Genomic DNA, 22,826 nt, shown 5'->3' on the forward strand with positions numbered 1-22,826 from the left:
TGAAGGTCGTGGAGTGGTCAGACGGAGGCGGTCTCGGCGAGCGCCACCCGCACCGGGGCGTCGGTGCGGTTCACCACGTCGTCGGCGCTCACACCCCGGGCCAGTTCGGTGAGGGTGAACATCCCGTCCGAGGCGTCCAGCACCCCGAGATCGGTGATGACCCGGTTCACCACGCCCCGGCCGGTAAGTGGCATGGTGCACTCGGCCACGAGCTTGGGGGCGCCGTTCTTGTCCGTGTGGCTGGTCAGGACGAGCACCTTCTTCGCGCCCGCGACCAGGTCCATCGCGCCACCCATGCCCTTGACCAGGCTGCCCGGCACGGTCCAGTTGGCCAGATCGCCGTTGGCGCCCACCTGCATGGCGCCCAGTACGGCGAGGTCGATATGGCCACCGCGAATCATGGCGAACGACAGGGCCGAGTCGAAGCACGCGGCGTTCGCCGTCAGGGTGACGGTCTCCTTGCCCGCGTTGAGCAGATCCGGGTCGACCTCCTCCGGGGCCGGATAGGGGCCGACGCCCAGCAGCCCGTTCTCACTGTGCAGCACCACCTCACCGTCGTCGGGAAGGTGGTTCGCCACCAGGGTCGGCAGCCCGATCCCCAGGTTGACGTACCGTACGCCGCGCAGCTCATGCGCGGCCCGCCGGGCTATGTCGTCCCTGCTCCAGACCATGGCGGTCAGCCTCCTGCGGGCGTGGCGGCGGTGGCGGCCACGGTCGTGACCTTCTCGATGGGCTTGTCCTGGCGCCGTGCGAGGGTGAGCCGCTGCACGAAGATCGCTGGTGTGTGCACCTGATCGGGGTCGAGCGCGTCCACGATCCGTTCCGCCTCGGCTATGGTCACCGCGCCCGCGAGGGCGGCCATCGGATTGAAGTTGCGGGCGGTCAGCCGGTAGCGCAGATTGCCCGCGATGTCCGCGGTGTGCGCCCTCACCAGGGCGAAGTCGGCGCGCAGCGCCCGTTCCAAAACACACGGGCGCCCGTTGAACTCCCGGGTCTCCTTGGGCGCTCCGGCCTCGGCCACCGTACCGTCCGGGGCGTAGCGCAGTGGTAGCCCGCCCTCGCTGACCTGGGTGCCCGCACCGGTGGGCGTGTAGAACGCCTCGATTCCGGCGCCGCCGGCCCGCAGCCGCTCGGCGAGCGTGCCCTGCGGGGTGAGGTCGATCTCGACCTCCCCGGCCAGGACCTGCCGGGCGAACTCCTTGTTCTGACCGATGTAGGAGCAGGTGACGCGGCGCAGCCGGCGCGCGGCCAGCAGCCGGCCGAGTCCTTCGCCGTCGATGCCGCAGTTGTTGGCGATGATGTGCAGATCGCGGGCGCCGTGGTCGAGGAGCGCTTCGATCAGTTCGAACGGGGTGCCGCAGATGCCGAATCCGCCGACGGCCACGGTCGCGCCGTCGGGGATGTCGGCGACGGCGGCCGCGGCGCCGATCACGCCTCTGGACATTCCGGACCTCCCATTTCCCTGGTGAGCCGGCGCGCACAGTTCAGGAGCTGGCGCGTCTGGAGCGACTCGGGCTGAAGCGACACCGCCTCGGTGGTGTTGAGCAGGGCGATGGTGGCGCAGAGCCCGTGCTCGTCGAAGACCGGTGCCGCGAGGATGGCCACTCCGCGGCCGTTGTCCTGGGCGCAGTACCCGGTGGAGCGTACGTCCTTCAGCCGGGTCCGCAGCTCGGCCCGGGCGGCCTCGGGCCAGTTCGCGATCAGCCGGTCCATCTGGAGCTGGTCCTGGTGGAAGGCGAGGAACACCCCGGCCTGGGCCGTGTCGAGGCCCAGCTGTGTACCGACCTTCACCCGCACCGTGACGGTGCTGCCCAGATCCTCCTCGACCCGGGACACCACCGGGCCCGAGGACCCCCACAGGCCGAGGACGGCGGTGGAGTGGGTCTTGGCCGCCAGGTCGCGCATATGGGGAGTGGCGAGGTCGAGGATCTCCCGGCGGGAGAGGGCGAAGACGCCCAGTTGCAGCGCCAGGCGACCGGGGGCGAACGCGCCGTCGTTACGCCGCTCCAGAAGGCCCGCCGATGCCAGGGACGTGCAGTAGCGATACGTGGTCGTGCGGTTGAGGCCGATACGAGCGGCCGCTTCGGCGGCGGTGATCTCGGGGGTCTGTGGGCCGAAGAGCTCCAGGATTTGGCCCGCACGGCTGACCGCCTGGATATCGGCGGGCTGCCCCGGGGCTGCTTCGGCGTCGAGGGGGGTCATCTCCGAGGGCACTCCCTGTGCGTGATGTGAACGATGAGTTCGAATGCTAGGTGGGGACGTTGTGTCAGACAAGGGCTGAAGCGTTCTGACCTCGGTGGAGTGCTCCGGGCTCGCCAAATCTTGTTCGGAATGACGTATTGACTTTCATAATGCGAACGCTCAATCGTGAGAGGCGACTGCTGCGGCACTCACATCACGACGGCCCACGCCCACCCCAGAGAAAGCAGGGCTCCATGACCATGGCTTCGTCCCCTCCGATCGCCGAGGTTCTCAGCGGACTGGCCGATCTGCACTGCCACTCCGGCCCCAGCCCCTTCGCCAGGGAGTTCGACCATGTCGAGGGTGCCAAGGACGGCGGGCGCCTCCAGATGCGGGCGATGCTGGTGAAGTCGCACCACCACAACACCGTCATGGATCTGCTGGCCATGAAGGGCCGGTTGGCCGATGTGCGGACCGAGGTGTTCGGTGGTATCGCACTCAACGCCCAGGTGGGTGGTATCAACCCCTACGCGGTGGCGATGTGCCTGCGCATGGGCGGCCGCGCCGTGTGGTTCCCCACCTTCTCCTCCCAGCGCCACTTGGACGCCCACCCCGAAGGCACCGGCTTCCCCACCGCCACCGTCGAACTGCCCTCCAGGATCGTGCCGATGCGCGACGAGAGCGGAAAGTTCCTTCCCGAGGTGCACGAGGTGCTGGACCTGGTCCACGAGAACGAGGCGATCGTCTCCGGTGGACACGGCCACCCGGAGGACATCCGGGAGCTGTTCACCCACGCACAGGCCCGTGGCATCGAGCGGATGGTCATCAACCATCCCAACTTCGTGATCGGCGCCGACCCCGAGCTGTGCCATGAGTTCACCCGGATGGGCGCCTTCGTGGAACACGAGGTCGGGATGTACGACCCGCTCGGCAACAAGAAGTGGGACCCGGCACTGCTGCTCGACTGGATCCGCCGGATCGGCCCGGAACACACGGTCCTCGCCTCTGACCTCGGGCAGATCGGTCGGCCGATGCCGGTCGACGCCTTCACCAGGGTCGGCCAGGCCCTGCTCGACCTCGGCCTGCCGCCTGCCGACCTGCGCCGCATGGTCCGGGACAACCCGCTGTTCCTGCTGCGGGTCTCCGACTGACCCCGACCGTCCGACCGACCCAGCGAGCGAGAAGGAAACCCGACGTGTCCTACGCGTCCGACGACCCCAGGTCCCGGCTGGAGACCGCTCCGGCCACCACCGCGAAGTCCCCCGCGGCCGCCCCCGACCCGAACGCCCCCATCGCCGCCCCCGAGATCTTCGACTTCAGCCGCACCGGCCCCGACGAGACCAGCCCCGCCGGATCCCGCTCCTGGATCGTGCGGGCCCAGAACGTAGTGCTCTTCTACACCAGGGCCGTCCCCGGAGAACGGCTCACCCGGAACGGCCAGCAGGACGAGTACATGATGATCCTGCCGCACGACGACGCCAAGGCCACCCTCACGGCGGGCGAGCACACCGCGAGCACGAGCGGAAAGTCCATCGCCGTGGTTCCACCCGGCGACAGCGAGATCACCGTCCACTCCGCCACGGATGTGGTGCGGCTGTTCACCGTCCACGACCCCGAGCTCGCCCGGCGCGCCCGCAACGCCGACTCCTACGCCGCGCCCCACCCCCGGGCGAGCCTCCTCGACGAGTGGCCCGAGCCCGTCGGCGGCCACCGGCTGCGGGTCTACGGCGGCATCGCCGACATCGAGCGCAGCTCGCAGCGGCTGGGCCGGATCTTCCGCTCGCGGGCCTTCATGGCGAACTTCCTCTACCACTACGACGGGCCACGCGACCCCGGTAAGCTCTCTCCCCACCACCACGACGACTTCGAGCAGGTCTCGCTGGCCGTCTCCGGAGAATTCGTCCACCACATCCGCACCCCCTGGACCGGTAGCCGGATGAGCTGGCGCGAGGACGAGCATCACCGCGTCGGCAGCCCCTCGGTGGCGATCATCCCGCCGCCGACCGTGCACACCACGGAGGCCAGTGGACACGGCCGTAACCAGCTGCTGGACATCTTCGCCGGACCCCGTCGGGACTTCTCGGCGAGGGCCGGCTGGGTGCTCAACGCCGAGGACTACCCGGAACCGGACGATCTGGAGGTACGGGGATGAGGTTCCACAGGGCCTTCGAGGGCGCCCCCGGGCCCATCCCGGTCGGCACCTGGATCAAGCTCCCGGCCGGGGAGTCGGTGGAGGCCCTGGCGGCGGCGGGCTTCGACTTCGTGGTCATCGACCTGGAGCACACCCTGCTGTCCACCGAGACGGCGGCCCGGCACATCACCCTGGCCTCCGCACTCGGCGTGCGGCCGCTCGTACGCGTCCCCGACCACAACCCCTCGACCGTGCAGCGACTGCTCGACGGCGGTGCGGTGGGGATCCTGTTCCCGCACGTCGATGACGCCTCGGCGGCGCGGAGGGCCGCCGAGGCCACCCGTTTCCCGCCACACGGCGTACGGGGCAGCGGCGGCACCTCCCGGGCCGGGGGCTGGGGCACACTGTCCCGGGCCGAATATCTGCGGCGGGGCAACGAGGACGTGCTGTGCCTGCCGCAGCTGGAGAGCCGCAAGGCCATGGAGGCGGCACCGGAGATCCTGGCCGTCGACGGAGTGGACGGGGTGTTCATCGGCACCGCCGATCTGGCCCTCGACATGGGAGTGCCCGGCAACGCCCCGGAGATCGCGGAACTCGTCGCAGCGGTGGGCGCGGCCGCGAAGAAGGCGGGAAAGCCCTCGGGAGTGGCCTTCGGCGCCCAGCCCCGGGCCTTCGCCGAGGCCGTCCGGGACGGCCACGGATTCGTCGTCCTGGGCAATGACACCTCACTCCTCGCCGACGCCGCCCGCGAGCTGGTCACCGCGGCGCGGGAAGCGGCACACGACAAGGCCGGAGCGGACCCGGCGACACAGGAGGTCCCCTCATGAGCTACCGGCGCCAACCAGGGCGGCTGTACCGGATGCCGGCCCACTTCGGGCCCACCCCCGGGCCGCGGCAGCGGCTCGACGCATCCCGCTGGACGGGCGCGCCCTCCCCCCGGCAGACCACACTGTGGGCGGACTTCGCCACCCCGGCCGGGCAGCTGGAGCCGCTGCTGCCCGAGCGTTTCGCGCTCGACGGCGAGCCCCGGCTGCGGGTGCGCTTTCGCTATCTCAGCCAGATCGCCTGGCTCGCCGGACGCGGCTACAACATCCTCGACCTCGCCGTCCCGGTCGTCCACCAGCCCTCGGGCTGTGGCGAGCCGGTACACGGGGATCTGGTCCTGGTGCTGTGGGAGAGCCTTGCGGACCCGATCATCTCCGGACGGGAGGAGCTGGGCTACGCCAAGCTCTACGCCGAGATCCCCCCGGCCCGAGGAGCGGCCGGCACCGGATACATGGCCGGGCAGGCATCCTGGGATGGTTTCACCTTCGCCGAGCTGTCCATCGACGGCATCGGCGAGCCGCTGCCGTCGGGCAGCGGTGACGCCGAAGCACCCCTGTTGCACTGTCGGTACCTCCCCTCGGCCGACGATCCGGGGCGGGCCGACGTCGACGAGGTGACGGTCACCCCCGCCGGCTATCCCAAGCGGGAGGTCCTGGACCGGCGGACCGGCTCCGGTGCCACCGTCCGCTTCACGGCGGGCGACTTCGACCGGCTGCCGACGCTGTACCACATCACCGCGCGCCTCGCGGCGCTCGACCTCGCCGAGACGACCTCATGCGGGGTTCTCACCACCCTCGGCGGCAAGGACCTGTCGGATCAGTACGTCCTGCGCTGACCCCGCCTGAACGGAGCACACTCATGGCACGTCAACGGAGACGGCCCATCATCGAACTCGACCACGTCGACAAGCACTACCGGGCCAGGGGCCGGTCCGATGTGGTCGCCCTGCGCGACATCAGCGCATCCATCGCCGACGGGGAGTTCGTCTCCCTCGTCGGACCCAGCGGGTGCGGCAAGTCGACCCTGTTGAAGATCATCAACGGTCTGGAGCGGCACACCGCGGGAACCATGCGCTTCCACACCGGCACCGACGACCGGCGCCAGGCGATGGGCATGGTGTTCCAGCAGCCCCTGCTGCTGCCCTGGCGCACGGTCAAGGACAACGTTCTGCTGCCCCGCGACCTGGTCGGCGGTCGCCGTCGCCGGGACGACACCGAACGGGCCGAGACTCTGCTGCGCACCCTCAGCCTCGGCGACTTCATGGACCGCTATCCCCGGGAACTCTCCGGCGGTATGCAGCAACGTGTGGGCATCGCCCGGGCCCTGATGCACGATCCCCGGATCCTGCTGATGGACGAGCCGTTCGGCGCGCTGGACGCCATGACCCGCGACCAGATGTCCTTGGAGCTCCTCCAGATCTGGGAACGCGACCGCAAGACCGTCCTGTTCGTCACTCACAGCATCTCCGAGTCCGTTCTGCTCTCCGACCGGGTGATCGTGATGTCCTCCAGGCCCGGTCGCATCGTCAGCGTGGTCGACGTCGAACTGCCCCGTCCCCGCAGGCTCTCCGACATCAACACCGAGCAGTTCGGCCATTACGTCAAGGGGATCCGTCGCACCTTGGACTCCGAGCATGAACTCAGCCCCAGATGACCGCCCGGCAGGTCCTCCGTCCCCGGCACGAAGAGGCGCCATGAAGACGCATACCGATTCGTCGCAACCATTCCGCCCCGGCACATCCGGCACCGCGACCGATGCCGCGGACCCCGCCGACCGCGACGACCACACACAGATCATCGAGGCGGCCGGCGACCGCGTCCGTCGCCGGCAGCTCAAAGACCTCCCCGGATGGCTGCTCAGCTCCGCCCTGTTCGCCGTGCTGCTCGGCATCTGGGAAACGGCGGTGCGCGTGGCCGGAGTGTCGCCCATCATCGTCCCGCCACCCAGCGAGGTCTTCACCGCCCTCTGGGACGGCATCCTCGACGGGCAACTGGCGTTCCACACCTGGGTCACCCTCCAGGAGATCATCGGCGGCTTTCTGCTGGCCGTGGCGTTCGCGCTGGCGACCGCGCTGCTGGTCACCCAGTGGAAGGTGGCGGAGAAGGCGGTGCTTCCCCTGGTGGTGGTCGTCCAGACCGTCCCCAAGGTCGCCATGGCCCCGATGCTGCTCATCTGGTTCGGCTTCGGTATGACCTCCAAGACGCTCACCACCGCGCTGATCGCCTTCTTCCCTCTGCTCATCAACGCGATCCTGGGACTGAACTCCGCGGGCTCGGACGAACAGAACATGCTGCGCTCCTTCGGCGCCTCCCGCTGGCAGGTGCTGCGCCGACTGCGGATCCCCGCGGCGCTGCCCCACGTCATCGCCGGACTCGACTCCGCCGCGGTGCTGTCGGTACTGGGCGCCATCGTGGCCGAATTCGTCGGCGCACAGGCGGGACTCGGCTATGTCATCCAGGCTTCCAACACCCAGTTGGACACCGCGTCGATGTTCGCCGTGCTGGTGATCCTGTCCGTGATCGGTCTGTGTCTGCACTTCCTGATCACCGGCGTCGGCAAGAAGATCGCCTTCTGGTCCCATGACGACGATGTACGGATCAAGGACGTCTGACCATGATGACCATCAGGAAACGGCCCCGTACGACCGCGCGCAGGCTGACGCTGTGGCTGACCGTCGGCCTGCTGGGACCCTCGTGGCTGACCGCCTGCGGACTGCCGTCGGACGGGGTGGGCGCACGGGACGGTGACAAGGTCGTCATCAGTCTCTCGGCGAAGACCTGGAACGCCGGACTGGCGAGCCTCGCCGTCGCCGAGAAGCGCGGCTACTTCACCCAGGAGAACCTCAACGTCAACTTCGTCCTGCTCGACGGCGCCACCATCCAGGCGCAGCAGGTGGCCACGGGCAACACCACGGTCGGCGCGATCACCCCGGAGCCGGTGATCTACGTGGACCAGCCCAGCAAAAAGCTCGACCTGCGCTACTTCGCCTCCTTCTACCGGCACAACATCTACGGGCTGCGTGTCCCCGCCGCGTCCTCCATCAAGAGCCTGAAGGACCTGCGCGGAAAGACGGTCGGGGTGGCCTCGCTGGGCAGCGCCGCCGTCACCAACATCAAGGTGCTGCTCCGTGACGAGGGCATCCCCGAGAAGTCCGTCACGTTCGTCTCCATCGGCACTGGAGGGCAGCAGGCAGCCGCGGTGAAGAATGGGGACGTCGACGCGGTCGCCCTGTTCGACACCCAGTTCCAGATCCTCCAGAACAGCGGTGTGCCCCTGCGCCGTATCCCGCTGCCCAGGGTGGACAGCCTCGCGGGCGGCGGCCTGGTGGCCGACGCCTCCCGGCTGCGACGGGACCCGGACCTCTTCGCCAGGATCGGCCGGGCGGTGGCCAAGGGCGTCGTCTTCGCCCAGACCAACCCGGAGGCCGCCATCGACGACCTCTATGCCACCCACCCCGAGGCCCGCAACCGCGCCCTGCCGCGGCAGAAGTCCCGTGCCAACGACGCCAAGGTGCTCCGGGTCCGGATGAGGACGATGGGCGTGCAGTCCGGCGAGAGCGAATGGGGAATCCTCAAGCGCTCGGAACTGCAACGCAACATCGACTTCATGAACCATGCCGGGCTGATCGACGAGAAGGTGGACGTGGACAAGGTGTTCACCGGTCAGCTCACCGACGAGATCAACGACTTCGACGCCGATGCCATCCGGGCGCAGGCCCGGGCGGCGACGCCCGGCCACTGATCCGGTCCGCCCCGCGCCGGTTCCGGTCAGTGGGACTCGCGGGGCACCGGATGTCCGCTGCCACCGACCAGGAAGTCCAGGTCAAGGCCCTGGTCCGCCTGCAGCACATGCTCGGTGTAGAGCCTGCTCCAGCCACGGTCGGCGACCGGCGGCGGGGGCTCCCAGGCGGCCCGTCGGCGCTCCAGCTCCGCCTCGCCCACGTCCAGGGTCAGCGTACGCGCCGGGACGTCCAGGGTGATCCAGTCGCCGTCGCGCACCAGCGCCAGCGGGCCACCGACGGCGGACTCGGGGGACACATGGAGGACCACGGTGCCGAAGCCGGTGCCGGACATCCGGCCGTCACATATGCGCACCATGTCCTCGATGCCCTTGCGCAGCAACTTGGGCGGCAGCACCACATTGGACACCTCGGGCATCCCCGGGTAGCCGCGCGGGCCGCTGCCCCGGATCACCAGCACGGTGTTCTCGTCCACCGGCAGATCCTCATCCGCGTGCACGGCGAGGTAGTCCTCCGGGGTGTCGAACACCAGGGCCCGGCCCCGGTGGGTGAGCAGATGGCGCGATGCGGCGGACTGTTTGATCACCGCGCCGTTCGGCGCGAGATTGCCGCGCAGCACGGCGGTGCCGGTGCCCGCCTCCTGGAACGGGTCGTCGAGTGTCCGGATCACCTCACGGTTCCAGCACTCGGCGTCGGCGACGTTCTCCGCCACCGTACGGCCGGTCACCGTGGTCGGCTCCGGGTGCAGCAGCGCGCCCAGCTCGCGCATCACCACCGGCAGCCCACCCGCGTAGCAGAAGTCCTCCATCAGGAACCGTCCGGAGGGCTGGAGGTCGACCAGCGTGGGCACCTCCCGGGCCAGCGCGTCGAAGTCGTCGAGAGCCAGCGGCACCCCCAGCCGCCCCGCTATGGCCAGCAGATGGATCACCGCGTTGGTGGAGCCGCCGATGGCCGCGTTGACGCGGATCGCGTTCTCGAACGCCTCCCGGGTCATGATCTGCGACGGCCGCAGATCCTCCGCCACCATGGCCACGATCCGTTGCCCGGCGCGCTGCGCCGTCTCGTACCGCCGCGAGTCCACCGCAGGCCAGCTCGCCGAACCGGGCAGCTGCATACCGAGTGCCTCGGCCATGGAGGCCATGGTGGACGCGGTGCCCATGGTCATGCAGTGCCCGTTGGACCGGGCCATACAGCCCTCGGCGAAGAAGCACTCCTCCTGGGTCATCCGCCCGGCCGCCAACTCGGCCTCGAACCGCCACACCTGGGTGCCCGAGCCCACATCCCCGCCCCGGTACTTGCCGTTGAGCATCGGGCCGCCGGTGACCATGATGGCCGGCAGATCGACGCTGGAGGCGGCCATCAGCAGACCCGGGGTGGTCTTGTCACAGCCGGACAGCAGCACCACACCGTCCAGCGGATTGGCCCGCATCAGCTCCTCGGCCTCCATGGCCAGCAGATTGCGGTACAGCATCGCGGTCGGCCGCATCAGGGTCTCGCCCAGCGCCATCGCGGGGAACTCCAGCGGAAAGCCCCCGGCCTGCCACACCCCGCGCTTCACCGACTCCGCCACCCGCTGCAGATGGCTGTTGCAGGGCGCCAGCTCCGACCACGTCGTGGCGATGCCGATCACCGGACGGCCGTCGAACACCTCACCGGTATAGCCCTGGTTGCGCATCCAGGACCGATAGACCATCCCGGACCGGCCCTCCGCACCGAACCAGGCCGCGCTGCGCCGACGGCCGTGTGTTCCCGTGTCAGTCACTTCTGCACTCCCTCTGGCGATCCTTGTCAGCGAAGGGTGATGACGTTTCCGGTGATGAGCGCGGCCTCGTCCGAGGCGAGGAAGACGATGGTCTTCGCGACCTCCGCCGGATCGGCGACATGGAAATGGGTGGGGCTCGCGGCGACGAACCGCCGGACCTCGTCCGTGACCCACCCGGTGTCGGTCACCGGCGGCTGCACCACATTGGCCGTGATGCCGAGGCCGGCCAGCTCCGCGGCCGCCGACAGGGTGTAGTCGGTCTGTGCGGCCTTCGCCGCACCGTAGGACACCTCTCCGGGGAAGCCGAGTTCGCCTCCCGATGTCAGGCCCACGATCCGCCCCCAGTCGGCACCGCGCGCCCGGTGGCGGCGGGTCAGTTCGCCGATCAGCAGCGCGGGCGCCATCGCGTCCACCGAGAACTGCCGGGACCAGGTCTCCGCGGTGACGGGGCGCAGCGGCCGGTCGAACCGGTCGGCCGGATCGGGGGTGAAGGTGTCCTGGATCCACCCCGAGGCGTTGTTGACCAGGATGTCGACCGGGCCCAGGCGGTCCTCGGCGAGGTCGAAGAGCCGCTCCGGAACCGCCGGGTCGCCGAGGTCCGCCTCAAAGGCCTCCGCCCGCCCTCCGGCCCGGCGGATCTCCGCCGCGACCTCTTCACCGTCGGTGGATCGCGCGGCGTGGTACGGATCCGGGGCGTCCTCCTCGCCGGTGCCGGGTGGCGGTCGCAGATAGGCGCAGAGCATCGCGACACCGCGGGCCGCCAGCGCTCGTGCCGTCGCGGCGCCGATCCCCTGGTTCGCCCCCGTCACCAGGGCGACATGGCTGGTTGACGATGTTTTCCGCACCCAGGCAGTACAGCAAAGACGAGCGCCACGCGGAAGATCGTGTCCTCGGCCTTCTCGGCGAAGCTTCGACCCGGAGCCATTCGGCGGCTCCGCGCGGACGTCCGTTCAGCCCCTGCGGCGGCGAGCCGTACGGCCCGGTGGGGGTGGGTGCGGTAAGCATCCGGTGCGTGTGGTGTGGATCGGTGTCCGGCCTACGGTGAGGAGTGTCCGCATGAGTGGTGAGCTGTCCGGTGCCACGGCCCTGGTGACGGGCGCCACGGCGGGGATCGGCCGGGCCGTGGCCCTGCGGCTGGGGGCGCTGGGGGCCGAGGTCGTCGTCCACGGCCGGGACGCGCGCCGGGGCGCGGACGTGGTCCAGGAGGTGTCCGCGACGGGCGCCACGGCCAGGTTCGTGGCGGCGGATCTGGCCGAGGCCGACGATGTGCGGCGGCTGGCCGCCGCGGCGGGGGACGTGGACATCCTGGTCAACAACGCGGGTGTCTACCGGTTCGCGGACACCGCCGGGACCTCGTCCGAGATGTTCGACGTCCATATGGCCATCAACGCCCGTGCGCCGCTTCTGCTGGTGGGACGGCTCGCACCGGGTATGGCCGCCCGGGGCCACGGGGCCATCGTCAACCTCAGCACCATCGCCGCCGGTGCCCCCGCCCGCGCCGCCGGGGCGTACGGCGCATCAAAGGCCGCGCTGGAGCTGCTGACCCGGGTGTGGGCGGATGAGTTCGGCGGCCGCGGAGTCCGGGTCAACGCGGTCCGCTCGGGCCCGGTCCGCACCCCGGGCACCTCTGAGATGGGGGAGGAGGCCCTGCGGACCGTGGTACGGGCCACGGTTCTGGACCGGCCCGCGGCACCCGAGGAGATCGCCGAAGCCGTGCTCTTCCTCGTCTCCTCCCGGTCGAGTTACATCACCGGCGCCATCCTGGAGGCCCGGGGCGGCGAGCCGGCCATCGGCTGACGCCCGCCGGGCCCTGGGGGCCGCGTCAGGGCGGCGCACCGGTCCACGCGATGGGCTGTTCCGTCCAGATGCACTTGCCCTCGGCGGTGTAACGGGTCCCCCAGCGCTGCGAGAGCGCGGAGACCAACTGCAGCCCCCGCCCTCCCTCGTCCGTCTCGGCCGCCCGGCGGATCCGGGGGGTGGTGGCGCTGGCGTCCGAGACCTCGCAGATCAGCGATCTGCCGCGGATCAGCCGGAGCCTGGTGGGCCCCCTGGCGTGCCGGACGACATTGGCGACGAGCTCGCTGACCAGCAGTTCGGTGGTTGTGATGAGCTCGTCGAGCCCCCATGCCCGGAGTTGTTCGCGCACATGGGTGCGGGCGAGACCCGCGGCCACCGGGTCTTCCGGCAACGGCCACCCGGCGGTGTTCCCGGACGCCAGCCCGTGGAGCCGGGCGATCAGCAGGGCGGTGTCGTCGGCGGTCAGCAGCTTCGGGGGCAGCATGACCCCGACCAGGAGGTCGCAGAGCCGGTCGAGTCGGTCGTGGTCCACCCCGTGTTCACTGCCCGCGCTCCGGCCGCTCGTACGCGGACGGTCGGGAGGACAGGTGAGGAGTCGGCCGTACTCGCTGGTGAGCACCTGGGTGCACTCGGCGATGCCGGTGTCGATGTCGCGTGCCGCGGACTCGACCAGACCGTCGGTGTACAGCACCAGCAGACTGCCGTCGGGCAACTGGAGATCCACGGTGGCGAACGGGGGCTCGGCGGCGCCCAGCGGTGGATCGGGCGTCGGGTCCAGGCACTCCACGCTTCCGTCGGGCCGCACGATCAGGGGTGGGGGATGACCGGCGCGGGCCAGGGAGCACCATCCCGAGACGGGGTCGTACACCGCGTAGAGACAGGTGGCGTAGGAGTCGTCGCCCAGATCGCTGACGACCTCGTTCAGATGGGCCAGGACCTCCTCGGGGGGCAGCTCCAGGTTGGCGAGCGTGTGCACGGCGGTGCGCAGCCGCCCCATGGTGGCGGCCTCGGCCAGACCGTGGCCCATTACGTCTCCGATGACGAGGGCCACCCGCTCGGCGGACAGAGGGATGACGTCGTACCAGTCGCCGCCGATATCCGTACCGCTGCTGGCGGGCAGATAGCGGACGGCGGCGGTGAGGGCGGCCGGAGTGGGCAGCGCCCGGGGGAGCAGACCGCGCTGGAGCTCCTGGGCGCGGGCGTGCTCCGCGTCGTAGAGGCGGGCCCGGGCTATCGCCTGGGCGACCATGCCGGTGAAGGCGGTGAGCAGGGTGCGCTCATCGCCGGAGAACTGCCGGGGCTCGGCGAAGGAGACGATACAGACGCCGATGGCGACTCCCGAGGCGATCATGGGCAGCACTGCCCAGGCCTTCTTCTGCGAGAGGGCGGGTCTGCCGACCAGGTTGGGGAAGAGCTCCTCGTACTCCTCGACCGATGAGATGAAGTAGGGCAGGCGCGAGTCGAGTACATCATTGAGCGGGCGGAAGCCCTCGAATGCCGAGATCCCGTCGACCATGCGGAGGAAGACGCCCGGATACCCGACCGCTCCGCCCAGGTGCAATCGGCCGCCCTCCAGGATCTCGATCAGCAGACCCGATGCGCCGAACGGCGGCAGGACATGCTCGGCGACGACCTCGACGACGTCCTGGGTGGTCACCGCATCGGCGAGCGCACTCGTCAACTCTCGTATCCGGGTCGCCTGTTCGGTGCCGACCCGCTCGGCCTCCGCGCGCCGTGCGGCCTCGGTGCGTCCTTCGGTGACATCGGTGAGATAGGCCGTCAGCCCATCGGGCACGGAGACCAGCCGGATGTGGTACCAGCGGTCGTCGGTGGGCCACTGGATGTCGAACCCGGCCGGCCTGCCGTCGGCGGCGGCGCGCCGGCAGCGGTCCTCCAGCTCGGGGACCGTGCCCGCGGGGCCCTCCCAGAGCGGCCTGCCGAGCACCTCTCCGGCCGGGCCGACCAGACGCTCGGCCTCGACATTGAGGAAGGTGATCCGCCAGTCCAGGTTCACCGCGAAGAACGCGTCGCTCATGTACCGCAGCGCCTGCCCGACCGACTCCCGCGCCATCCGGCTCACGGTGGTGTCCCAGACCTTCCCGAGCATGCGGACAGGCTCGCCGTTCGCGTCGAGCTCGAGATGGGCACGGCTCTGCACCCAGCCGGTGGTGCCGTCGGGGCGGCGGACGCGGTACTCGGCCTCGTAACCGCTCCGCTCGCGCAGCGACTTCTCGGTGGCGGCCATCACCCGCGGCATGTCCTCGGGGTGGATGAGGTTGAGCCAGCTCTCGATCCGCCGTTCGTAGCCGCCGGGGAGGCCGAGAAGTGTCAGCCCCGCCCGGTCCCAGCGCATCTCACCGCTGTGGATGCCCCATTCCCAGGAGCCGGCCTTGACCGCGTCCAGGGACTGCTGGACCACCGAGCCGCCCGGCCGCTGCTGCCACCACGGGTACTCGTCGCAGTCGCCGACCCCGACTCCCGACCGCGAGAGGCGACGCTCCGCCCAGTGCCCCACCGCCTCGAGGAAGGCGGCCTGCTCGGGGGTCGGCTCCCGTGGGCCGGTGAGGACGGACAGCGCGCCCACCGGCCCGTCCGGCCCGGTCAGCGGAACGGACGCCACCGTGGTCGCGGCCGGAAGGCTCCCGGAGGCGGCGCGGGCGGTCTCCCCGGGGCTGGGGACCCCGCCGACCCCGGCGGTTTCCCCGACCCCGGCGGCCTCCTCGACCCCGGCGGTCTCCTCGGTCCCGGCGGTTTCCCCGACCCCGGCGGTCTCGCCGGAGGCCGCCGGCAGCCATACGAAGCGGCCGTCGCGCACTGCGCGCGCGGGGGCGAGCGGGGCCTCGTCCTGGCGGATCTCCTCCCAGCCGCCGAGGGCGGCGAGCGGCAGCCCGCCGGCGAGGACCAGGCGCAGCGTACGGCTCCCGGCCGGGCCGCAGGACCAGTGCACCAGGCCCGCGAGTCCGCCCAGCTCGGAGACCGCCTGGTCAAGGGCGTGCTGCATTACCTCGCGGTCGGTGAGCGCGGTGCCGACGGCCGAGAGGAGGGAGAGCCGTTCATCGCCCCATGAGTGGGAGCGCCCCACCGCGTCTGTTCCGCGCCACTCCGCCATCCCAGGACCTCACTCACGGAATAGGGCGTTCTCGGACAAACGTAGCACTGGCATATGCCGGACATCGCTCACCGGACGTCCGCCGCCAAGTTCCCTATTTTCCCTACTGGAAAAATAGGGAATGATGATGTCCGGCCGATGGAGGGGAGCGGGCGTGACGGTGGTGGATGCGGCGGCCGAAGCGGTCGACCGCGCGTGGTGGCTGCAGATCGCCGGTGAGGCGGCGGACGACCTCGCCACGGACGCGGTCGTCCGCGACCAGGCCGGTAAGACGCCGTACGACGAGATCGCGCGGCTCCGCGAGGCGGGGCTGCTGGCGCTGCTGATCCCCGTCGAGCGCGGCGGCGGGGGAGCGGGCTGGTCGACGGCCTGCGCCGTCGTACGGAAGATCGCCGCGGCCGACGGCGCGATCGGCCAGGTGCTCGGCTGCCACTACCTGCTGTCCTTCAGCGCCCGCTTCTTCGGCGGGGCCGATCTCGCCGCCCGGGTGGAGCGCGAGTCGGCGGCCGGGCAGTGGTGCTGGGGCGGGGGTCTGACCCCGCGCGAGCCACGGCTGACGCTGACCTCCGGGAGGGACGGCCGGCTGGTGAACGGACGCCAGGGGTACGCCACCGGCGTGCTGGTCGCCGACCGGCTGGCCGTCCGCGTCACCCACGCCGACACCGGCGAACCGCTGGCCGTGCTCGTCGACACCGCCCACCCCGGTGTGGTGTGCGGCAGCGACGACGGGGACACCTTCGGGCAGCGGCTGGCGGCCGGCGGCAGTGTGGAGTTCGACGGGGTGCCGGTCGAGGACGACGCGGTGCTCGGGCCGCTCTCCTGGGACGAGGACACCCTCTCGCCGTTCAGCGGGCTGGCCGCGCCGACCGGCCGGCTGGTCTCGGCGCAGATATGTCTCGGGATCGCGCAGGGGGTGCTCGCCGAGGCCCGCGAGTACACCAGGGCGGTGCACGCGCCCTGGCCGCACACCTCCCCGCGCGATCCGTACGCGCTGACCACCTACGGGGAGCTCACCGTCGCCACCTTCTCCGCCGCCGCCCTCGCCGACCAGGCGCTGGAGGCCCTGGACGGCGGGCTGGCGCGCGGCGAGGACCTGACCGACGACGAATGCGCCGAGATCACCGTGCTGGCCGCCGCGGCCGAGGCCGCCGCCTCCCGGGCCGCCCATGACGCCACCGCCCGTGCCCTGGACGTCGTCGGCGCCCGCGCCGCCTCCTCCGCCTACGGATTCGACCGCTTCTGGCGCAATGCGCGCACCCACACCCTCTACGACCCCGTCGCCCACCGGCTCCACGAGGTCGGGGACTACTTCCTCAACGGTGAGCACCCCCCGTTCACCCTGCCCTTCTGACGGCCCGGTGCTCAAGGGGCGGATAATCAGCGCATGCGGATCTCGGCGAAGGCGGACTATGCGGTGCGGGCGGCATTGGAACTGGCCGTGGCGGGGGAGGACACCTCGGTCAAGGCCGAGGTGATCGCCGGTGCGCAGGGCATCCCGCACAAGTTCCTCGAGGGGATCCTGGGCGATCTGCGCCGGGGCGGCCTGGTGGCCAGCCAGCGTGGCGGCAAGGGCGGCTACCGGTTGGCCCGCCCGGCGGACACCATCAGCATCGCCGAGGTGATCCGGGTGGTCGACGGCCCCCTGGTGTCGGTGCGCGGAGTGCGCCCGCCCGAGCTGTCGTACTGCGGCCCCGCGGAGTCGCTGCTGCCGTTGTGGATCGCGGTACGGGCCAACGTACGCAAGATCCTCGGCGAGGTGACCCTCGCGGAGGTGGCCGCGGCCGAGCTGCCCGGCGACGTCCTGGGCCTCGCCGAGGACCCGGAGGCGTGGACCAACCCCTAGGGGGCTTCTGACGCCCCGCCGCCGGCGCCCGGGCCGCCCTGCGAGCCGGCGTCCAGACCGTCGACCATGCGGTCGAGCAGCCGGGCGAACGTGGCGTCGGGGGTGAGCGGGCGGGCCGGGGCGGAGAGGGCCTCGGCGAGCTCCGGATGGTGTCCGTCGGCGGCCACCGCGGCGAGGTAGCGGGCCTCGGCGGCGGCCCGCTCGGGCGAGGCGGAGAGCGCGGCCTGGGCGATCTCGTCGGCGACGAGTCTGGCGGCGAAACCCGTGATCAGGCTGAACACCTCCAGCTTCGCGCCGCCGTCCAGCGCGGTGGGCCGCAGGGCGGCGAGCGCGTGTTCCAGGAAGGCCAGGGTGTTGGGCCCGAGGGACCAGCGGCGGTTGAACAGCGCGGTGGGGAGCCAGGGGTGGCGGAGCATCAGGGCCCGCTGGGCATGGGCGATGGCCTTCAGATCGGCACGCCAGTCGCCGGTCAGCGGGTCCGGCGGTGAGAGCTCGCCGCTCACATGGTCGACCATCAGCCGCAGCAGCGTCTCCTTGTCGGGGGCGTAGCTGTACAGCGACATGACCCCGGCGCCGACCTGCGAGGCCACCCGCCGCATGGTGACCGCGTCGATTCCCTCCGCGTCCGCGAGGGCGACCGCCGCTTCGGTGATCGCCGCCCGGCTGAAGGCGGGTTTGCGCCCCTTGCGGGGGCGGTCGGAGTTCAGCCACAGCTGCTGGGGGTCGACGCCTCCGGCGTCCGACCCGTCACCGCGCACCACGACCTGATCGCTCCTTCCCCGCCATGGCGACTCGCCTCGCCATGCCGACTTGCGGAATCCATCCAAGCATCTACTATTCTCGTACGTGGTACGGGATTAGGGGAGGGGAACGCGGGATGACGTCACACACGCGCGATGGAGTGTCCGGGGCCACGGACGGCGGGGCCGGAAACACCTGGATCGCGCCCCCGGGGAAGCCGCCGCTGTCCGCACGGATGATGAGGGCGACCTGGCGCGGCCTTCCGGCCAGGCGGTTCGAGGCGGGATGGGAGCCGGGCCTCGAGGTACCGGCCGCCGACGGCAGCCTCCTCCGCACGGACCACTACTTCCCGCGCGCGGACGGCGACTTCCCCACCCTGCTGGTGCGCTCGCCCTACGGCAGGGGTGTGCCCTGGTCACCCATGTACGGCATGCTCTTCGCCGAGCAGGGCTTCCACGTCGTGCTGCAGAGCTGCCGTGGCACCGGTGGCTCGGGCGGCGAGTTCCACTTCTGGCGGAACGAGGCGGCCGACGGCCTGGCCACCGTGGACTGGCTGCGGGACCAGCCCTGGTTCACCGGCGCGCTGGGCACCCTCGGCCCGAGCTACCTCGGCTATGCGCAGTGGGCGCTCGCCCTGGACCCGCCGCCGGAGCTGCGGGCGATGGTGGTGCAGGTCGGCCTGCACGACCCGCACGCCCTCTTCCACCGCAACGGCGCCCTGCAACTGGAGAACGCGCTGCTCGTCGGCTCCGGTATGACCTCCCAGCACCGGGGGTTCGGCCCCTTCCTCCGGGCCACGCTGCGGCTGCGGCGCCACTTCGCGGAGATGACCCGGGCGCTTCCGCTGCGCGGCAGTTACGTCCGCGGGCTCGGGGGTGAAGTGCCCTGGCTGGACGAGGTGATGTCACACCCGGACGCCGGCGACCCGTTCTGGGAGGGCGCGGCCACGGGTGGCGCCGCGGCCACCTCGCGCGTCCCCACCTGTCTGATCAGCGGGTGGCATGACGCGCTGGTGGACCAGACCTTCGAGCAGTACGGCCGGTTGCGCGGGGCGGGCTGCGAGACGTCCCTGCTCGTCGGCCCCTGGACCCACGCCTCCGCGCTCCAGAAGGGCTGGCCGGAGGTCTTCGCCGAAAGCCTCGCCTGGTTGCGCGCGCATCTGTGCGACGACCCCTCGGGGCCGCGCCCGGCCAGGGTGCGGGTGCACATCGGCGGTCAGGGGCACTGGCGGGACCTCGCCGAGTGGCCGCCGTCCCCGGCCGTCGGCCAGTGGTTCCCGGCGGGGGACGGGCGGCTCGTCCGGCAGCCGTCCGAGGCGCCCGTCCCGCTCGCCGCCTTCCGCTACGACCCGGCCGATCCCACCCCGTCCATCGGTGGGCCACTGCTCTCGGCCACCGCGGGGAGCCGTGACAACGGCGACCTCGAGGGGCGCCCCGATGTGCTGACGTTCACCAGTGAGCCGGTGAACGAGCCCATGGACGTCCTGGGCCCGGTGGCCGCACGGCTGCGGATCTCCACGGACACCGGCTACGCCGATGTCTTCGCCCGGCTGTGCGACGTCGACGAAAAGGGCCGCTCCGTCAATGTGTGCGACGGGCTGGTGCGGCTGCCCACCACACCGGAACACCCCCTGGAGGTCACCGTGCCGATGAGCTCCACCGCCCACCGCTTCGCCCCCGGCCACCGGGTCCGGCTCCAGATCAGCGGTGGTGCCCACCCGCGTTTCGCCCGTAACTCCGGAAGCGGCGAGCCGACGCTCGACGCGACCACCCTCACGCCCGTGCGCGTCACCGTGCACGGGGGCTCGGCGCTGGAGCTGCCTCAGGTCCGCGCCGAACGATGAAACGGTCGCTGGCGCGCGGGGGGCGTCAGCGGCCGTCTCATCCGTCGACCACATAGCCGAGGGCCTTGTCGACCACATTGCGCAGGGGGCGGCCCTCGCGGTGTCGGAGCAGATTGTCGAGGAAGAGTTCGCCCAGGTCGGCGCGCCAGTCCGTGACCTCGCCCGCGGTGTGCGGGGAGACGATGACACCCGGCATCTCCCACAGGGGCGATTCCACCGGCAGCGGCTCATGGGTGAAGACATCCAGCGCCGCCCCGGCCAGCCTGCCCTGGGCCAGGGCGTCCACGAGGGCCTGCTCGTCGACCAGCGGGCCACGCCCGACGTTGACCAGCCGGGCGCCCCGCTTCATCGCCGCCAGTACGGGCGCGTCGACCATGCCACGAGTGGCGGGGGTGAGCGGGGCGGCCAGGACCACATAGTCCGCCTCGCCCAGCGCCGCGCGCAGGCCCGCCGGGCCGTGCACCACGCCGAAGTCCGGGTCGGCGGTCCGCGGTGCGCGCCCCGCGCCACTGACCCGCATGCCGACCGCGCGCAGCAGCCGGGCGACGGCCCGCCCGATGGAACCGGTGCCCCAGACCAGGACCGTACGGTTGCCGATGCGCTCGCTGTCCGAGGGGCGCCACTCCCGGCGGCGCTGATGCTCCCAGGTGCCGGGGAAGTCCTTGGCGAGGGAGAGGACCAGCCCCAGGACGTACTCGGCGATGGGCCGGTCGTAGACGCCCCGCGCGTTGGTGAGTACCACCTCGGGGTTGCCGGTCAGCGCGGGGAAGAGGAACGGCTCCACCCCCGCCGCGGCCACATGCACCCAGCGCGGGGCCTTCGCCGGATCGTCCGGCCAGGCGCCGGCCACCGCTGAGGTCAGCGGCCACCACGCGAGCAGGGCGTCCGCGCCGGGGAGGAACAGCGGCAGCTCCTCCTCGGTGGCGTACACCGTCTCGGCGAGGGACTCGATCCGCGCCCGGTTGGGCGGCAGATGGTCCCGGTACAGGACGACCAGCCGGTCAGCCACGTCCGGCTCCCACGGAGTCGGACGCGGCGGTGGCATCGGTCATGACGGGGCTCCCACGGGCGTGACGGGTACGGGCGGACGCCTCAAGCGTGGCCGAGACCACGGCGGTGGACAACGGACAGAGTGTCCACCCGATGACGAGGGACGGAACACGGTGGACGTTGACGGTGGCCGACGGCTGAACCAGGGTGATGGCCAGCCGGAACGCGCCACCGGTCGCTCCGGAGCCCATCCCGTCCCCGACTCCCGGAGCCCGTCCCCGACTCCCCGGAGCCCATCCCCGTCCCCGGGGCGCCCCCCCCCCCCCGCCGCAGGCGTCCGCCCCCACCGCGTACCACGCCGTGCGTGTCCACCGAATGCTTGATCCACGATGCCCGCCACCGCCCCGGCATCGGCCCGCGCCGCAGCGCCCCTCCTCGTCCCCAGGAGATGCAAGCATGTCCCTTCCCAGAACCTCCCGCGATCCCTCCCGAGAGCCCCTTCAGGGTTCCGCCGCCACCCTGGACAACGCCCCCGTCACCGCCTTCCACCGCAGGATGGTCGCCGTCGCCATGGGCGGTCCGTTCTGCGACGGCTATCTGCTCGGCATCATGGGGGTGGCGCTCAGCCTGATCACCCCGGCCCTGGACCTGGACACGATGTGGACCGGGCTGGTGGCGGCGTCCGTCCTCGTCGGTGTCTTCCTCGGCGGTGTGGTGTTCGGCCCGATCACCGACCGGGTGGGCCGCCATCTGATGTACGTGCTCAATCTGGTCGCGTTCGTGATCGGCTCCGCGCTGCAGTTCTTCGTCACCGAGGCGTGGCAGCTGGTGGTGCTGCGGCTGTTCATCGGCGTGGCGATCGGCGCCGACTACCCGATCGCCTCCGCCCTCACCACCGAACTGGTGCCGCGCCGGATGCGCGGCCCCGCCCTGTCCGGGCTGGTCCTGGCCTGGTGGGTGGGGTACGGGGTCAGCTTCTGGGGCGGCTGGCTGCTCCTGGGCACCGGCGACGACTCCTGGCGCTGGATGCTCGCCTCCGGCGCGGTCCCCGCCGTGCTCTTCCTGCTCCTGCGGGCGGGTGTGCCGGAGTCGCCGCGCTGGCTGGCGTCGCGGGGACGGGTGGAGGAGGCCAGGGCGGTCGTACGCCGCCACCTCGGCCAGGAGGTCAGCGCCGAGGAACTGCTCGCCGAGGTCCGCCAGGACCGGCGCGGCGGCTCCGGGCTCGGCAACCTCGCCGAGATATTCCGCCGTGGCTATGGGATCCCCGCGCTGTTCTGCTCGCTGTTCTGGATCTGCCAGGTGGCCCCGGCCTTCGCGGTGCGGTCCTTCCAGCCGCAGATGCTGGAGTCCTTCGGGGTGACCGGCACCTTCGGCGCCAGCGCGCTGATCACCACACTCGCGGTGGCCGGAACGGGCCTGGGGCTGGTCGTCGTCAACCGCATCGGCAGGCGTCCGCTGCTCATCGGCAGCTTCCTGTGCGTCAACGTCTCCCTGATCGCGCTCACCGTGCTGCCGCTGCACTACGCGGCCCTGGTGGTGGCCCTCTTCGCCGCCTTCCAGTTCTTCGAGGCCGCGGGCAGCGGACTGCAGTTCGTCTACCCCAGCGAGCTGTTCCCCACCGACCTGAGGGCCACCGGCGTCGGCGTCGCCACCGCCATGAGCCGGGTGGGCTCCGCCTCCAGCACCTTCCTGCTCCCGATGGCCACCGCCGACCTCGGGGTCCGCGGCACCCTCGCCATCGGGGTGGCCATCACGCTCATCGGCCTGGTGGTGTCCGTCGTCCTCGCCCCCGAGACCAAGAACCTCGGCCTGGCCGAAGCCAGCAGCCGTGCCTGACACCCCGCCTGACGCCCTGACTGACGGCC

At 71.3% G+C, this 22,826-nt stretch carries 21 protein-coding genes; 12 read left to right on the forward strand and 9 right to left on the reverse strand.

The genetic code is table 11. From position 1 onward, the window contains the following. Positions 1-17 precede the first annotated feature (17 nt). From LIV37_RS46735 to LIV37_RS46745, 3 genes are read right to left on the reverse strand one after another with little or no spacing between them, the layout of a single operon-like run. Positions 18-671, reverse strand: a complete 654-nt coding sequence (locus LIV37_RS46735; protein ID WP_020874075.1) for a 3-oxoacid CoA-transferase subunit B — start codon at positions 669-671, stop codon at positions 18-20. 5 nt (positions 672-676) lie between these two features. Next, positions 677-1,444 (reverse strand): CoA transferase subunit A, encoded by a 768-nt coding sequence (locus LIV37_RS46740; RefSeq protein ID WP_121826558.1) that lies wholly within the window; start codon positions 1,442-1,444, stop codon positions 677-679. After that, a complete protein-coding gene (locus LIV37_RS46745; RefSeq protein WP_020874077.1) occupies positions 1,429-2,202 on the reverse strand; it encodes an IclR family transcriptional regulator in 774 nt (257 codons plus the stop codon). The genes LIV37_RS46740 and LIV37_RS46745 overlap by 16 nt, the downstream gene beginning before the upstream one ends. A gap of 233 nt (positions 2,203-2,435) precedes the next feature. On the opposite strand from LIV37_RS46745, the gene LIV37_RS46750 reads away from it, so the two are divergent. The 7 genes from LIV37_RS46750 to LIV37_RS46780 are packed head-to-tail and all read left to right on the forward strand — an operon-like array spanning position 2,436 to position 8,878. Continuing rightward, positions 2,436-3,332, forward strand: a complete 897-nt coding sequence (locus tag LIV37_RS46750) for a DUF6282 family protein (protein WP_020874078.1) — start codon at positions 2,436-2,438, stop codon at positions 3,330-3,332. Between the two features lie 44 nt (positions 3,333-3,376). Next, on the forward strand, positions 3,377-4,333 hold the full coding sequence (locus tag LIV37_RS46755) for a cupin domain-containing protein (RefSeq protein WP_020874079.1): 957 nt from the start codon (positions 3,377-3,379) through the stop codon (positions 4,331-4,333). Further along, positions 4,330-5,139: an HpcH/HpaI aldolase family protein gene (locus tag LIV37_RS46760; protein WP_020874080.1), complete on the forward strand. Its 810-nt coding sequence runs from the start codon at positions 4,330-4,332 to the stop codon at positions 5,137-5,139. Before LIV37_RS46755 ends, LIV37_RS46760 begins: the two co-directional genes overlap by 4 nt. Continuing rightward, positions 5,136-5,972 (forward strand): acetoacetate decarboxylase family protein, encoded by an 837-nt coding sequence (locus LIV37_RS46765; RefSeq protein ID WP_020874081.1) that lies wholly within the window; start codon positions 5,136-5,138, stop codon positions 5,970-5,972. Before LIV37_RS46760 ends, LIV37_RS46765 begins: the two co-directional genes overlap by 4 nt. A gap of 23 nt (positions 5,973-5,995) precedes the next feature. Next, a complete protein-coding gene (locus LIV37_RS46770; protein ID WP_020874082.1) occupies positions 5,996-6,790 on the forward strand; it encodes an ABC transporter ATP-binding protein in 795 nt (264 codons plus the stop codon). Between the two features lie 40 nt (positions 6,791-6,830). Beyond that, a complete protein-coding gene (locus LIV37_RS46775) occupies positions 6,831-7,748 on the forward strand; it encodes an ABC transporter permease (protein WP_020874083.1) in 918 nt (305 codons plus the stop codon). A 2-nt stretch (positions 7,749-7,750) separates the two neighbouring features. Continuing rightward, entirely contained in the window at positions 7,751-8,878 is a 1,128-nt protein-coding gene (locus tag LIV37_RS46780) for an ABC transporter substrate-binding protein (RefSeq protein WP_020874084.1), read from the forward strand. A gap of 26 nt (positions 8,879-8,904) precedes the next feature. Here LIV37_RS46780 and LIV37_RS46785 read toward each other — a convergent pair whose 3' ends face one another. Together LIV37_RS46785 and LIV37_RS46790 are read right to left on the reverse strand one after the other, a co-directional pair. Next, positions 8,905-10,569, reverse strand: coding sequence for an IlvD/Edd family dehydratase (locus LIV37_RS46785; protein ID WP_020874085.1), 1,665 nt, complete (start codon positions 10,567-10,569; stop codon positions 8,905-8,907). Between the two features lie 95 nt (positions 10,570-10,664). Further along, the gene (locus LIV37_RS46790) at positions 10,665-11,483 is read right to left on the reverse strand and encodes an SDR family NAD(P)-dependent oxidoreductase (protein WP_167525945.1); all 819 of its coding nucleotides are present in this window, start codon (positions 11,481-11,483) and stop codon (positions 10,665-10,667) included. A gap of 211 nt (positions 11,484-11,694) precedes the next feature. Here LIV37_RS46790 and LIV37_RS46795 point away from each other — a divergent pair, with 211 nt between their 5' ends. After that, positions 11,695-12,435 (forward strand): SDR family NAD(P)-dependent oxidoreductase, encoded by a 741-nt coding sequence (locus tag LIV37_RS46795; RefSeq protein ID WP_020874087.1) that lies wholly within the window; start codon positions 11,695-11,697, stop codon positions 12,433-12,435. 25 nt (positions 12,436-12,460) lie between these two features. Here the strand turns inward: LIV37_RS46795 and LIV37_RS46800 are convergent, their stop codons facing one another. Next, the gene (locus LIV37_RS46800; RefSeq protein WP_020874088.1) at positions 12,461-15,544 is read right to left on the reverse strand and encodes a SpoIIE family protein phosphatase; all 3,084 of its coding nucleotides are present in this window, start codon (positions 15,542-15,544) and stop codon (positions 12,461-12,463) included. A 154-nt stretch (positions 15,545-15,698) separates the two neighbouring features. Here LIV37_RS46800 and LIV37_RS46805 point away from each other — a divergent pair, with 154 nt between their 5' ends. Further along, positions 15,699-16,895 (forward strand): acyl-CoA dehydrogenase family protein, encoded by a 1,197-nt coding sequence (locus LIV37_RS46805; RefSeq protein ID WP_020874089.1) that lies wholly within the window; start codon positions 15,699-15,701, stop codon positions 16,893-16,895. Positions 16,896-16,928: 33 nt separating this feature from the next. Continuing rightward, positions 16,929-17,387 (forward strand): RrF2 family transcriptional regulator, encoded by a 459-nt coding sequence (locus LIV37_RS46810; RefSeq protein ID WP_020874090.1) that lies wholly within the window; start codon positions 16,929-16,931, stop codon positions 17,385-17,387. Here the strand turns inward: LIV37_RS46810 and LIV37_RS46815 are convergent. Continuing rightward, a complete protein-coding gene (locus tag LIV37_RS46815) occupies positions 17,384-18,148 on the reverse strand; it encodes a TetR/AcrR family transcriptional regulator (RefSeq protein WP_020874091.1) in 765 nt (254 codons plus the stop codon). The two genes, LIV37_RS46810 and LIV37_RS46815, sit on opposite strands and share 4 nt — an antisense overlap. Before the next feature lie 218 nt (positions 18,149-18,366). Between LIV37_RS46815 and LIV37_RS46820 the strand changes: the two genes are divergently transcribed. Further along, positions 18,367-19,971 (forward strand): CocE/NonD family hydrolase, encoded by a 1,605-nt coding sequence (locus LIV37_RS46820; protein WP_243146572.1) that lies wholly within the window; start codon positions 18,367-18,369, stop codon positions 19,969-19,971. A gap of 37 nt (positions 19,972-20,008) precedes the next feature. Here the strand turns inward: LIV37_RS46820 and LIV37_RS46825 are convergent, their stop codons facing one another. Both LIV37_RS46825 and LIV37_RS46830 read right to left on the reverse strand, forming a co-directional pair. Then, positions 20,009-20,980 carry a D-2-hydroxyacid dehydrogenase gene (locus LIV37_RS46825; protein ID WP_020874093.1) on the reverse strand — a complete coding sequence of 324 codons (972 nt, stop codon included), beginning with the start codon at positions 20,978-20,980 and terminating at the stop codon, positions 20,009-20,011. Continuing rightward, positions 20,973-21,212, reverse strand: coding sequence for a hypothetical protein (locus LIV37_RS46830; protein WP_020874094.1), 240 nt, complete (start codon positions 21,210-21,212; stop codon positions 20,973-20,975). Before LIV37_RS46830 ends, LIV37_RS46825 begins: the two co-directional genes overlap by 8 nt. 205 nt (positions 21,213-21,417) lie before the next feature. Between LIV37_RS46830 and LIV37_RS46835 the strand changes: the two genes are divergently transcribed. Further along, positions 21,418-22,797 carry an MFS transporter gene (locus LIV37_RS46835; RefSeq protein ID WP_020874095.1) on the forward strand — a complete coding sequence of 460 codons (1,380 nt, stop codon included), beginning with the start codon at positions 21,418-21,420 and terminating at the stop codon, positions 22,795-22,797. The last annotated feature ends 29 nt before the right edge of the window (positions 22,798-22,826 follow it).

The sequence above is a fragment of the Streptomyces rapamycinicus NRRL 5491 genome, from assembly GCF_024298965.1.
GTDB classification, from domain to species: Bacteria; Actinomycetota; Actinomycetes; order Streptomycetales; family Streptomycetaceae; genus Streptomyces; species Streptomyces rapamycinicus.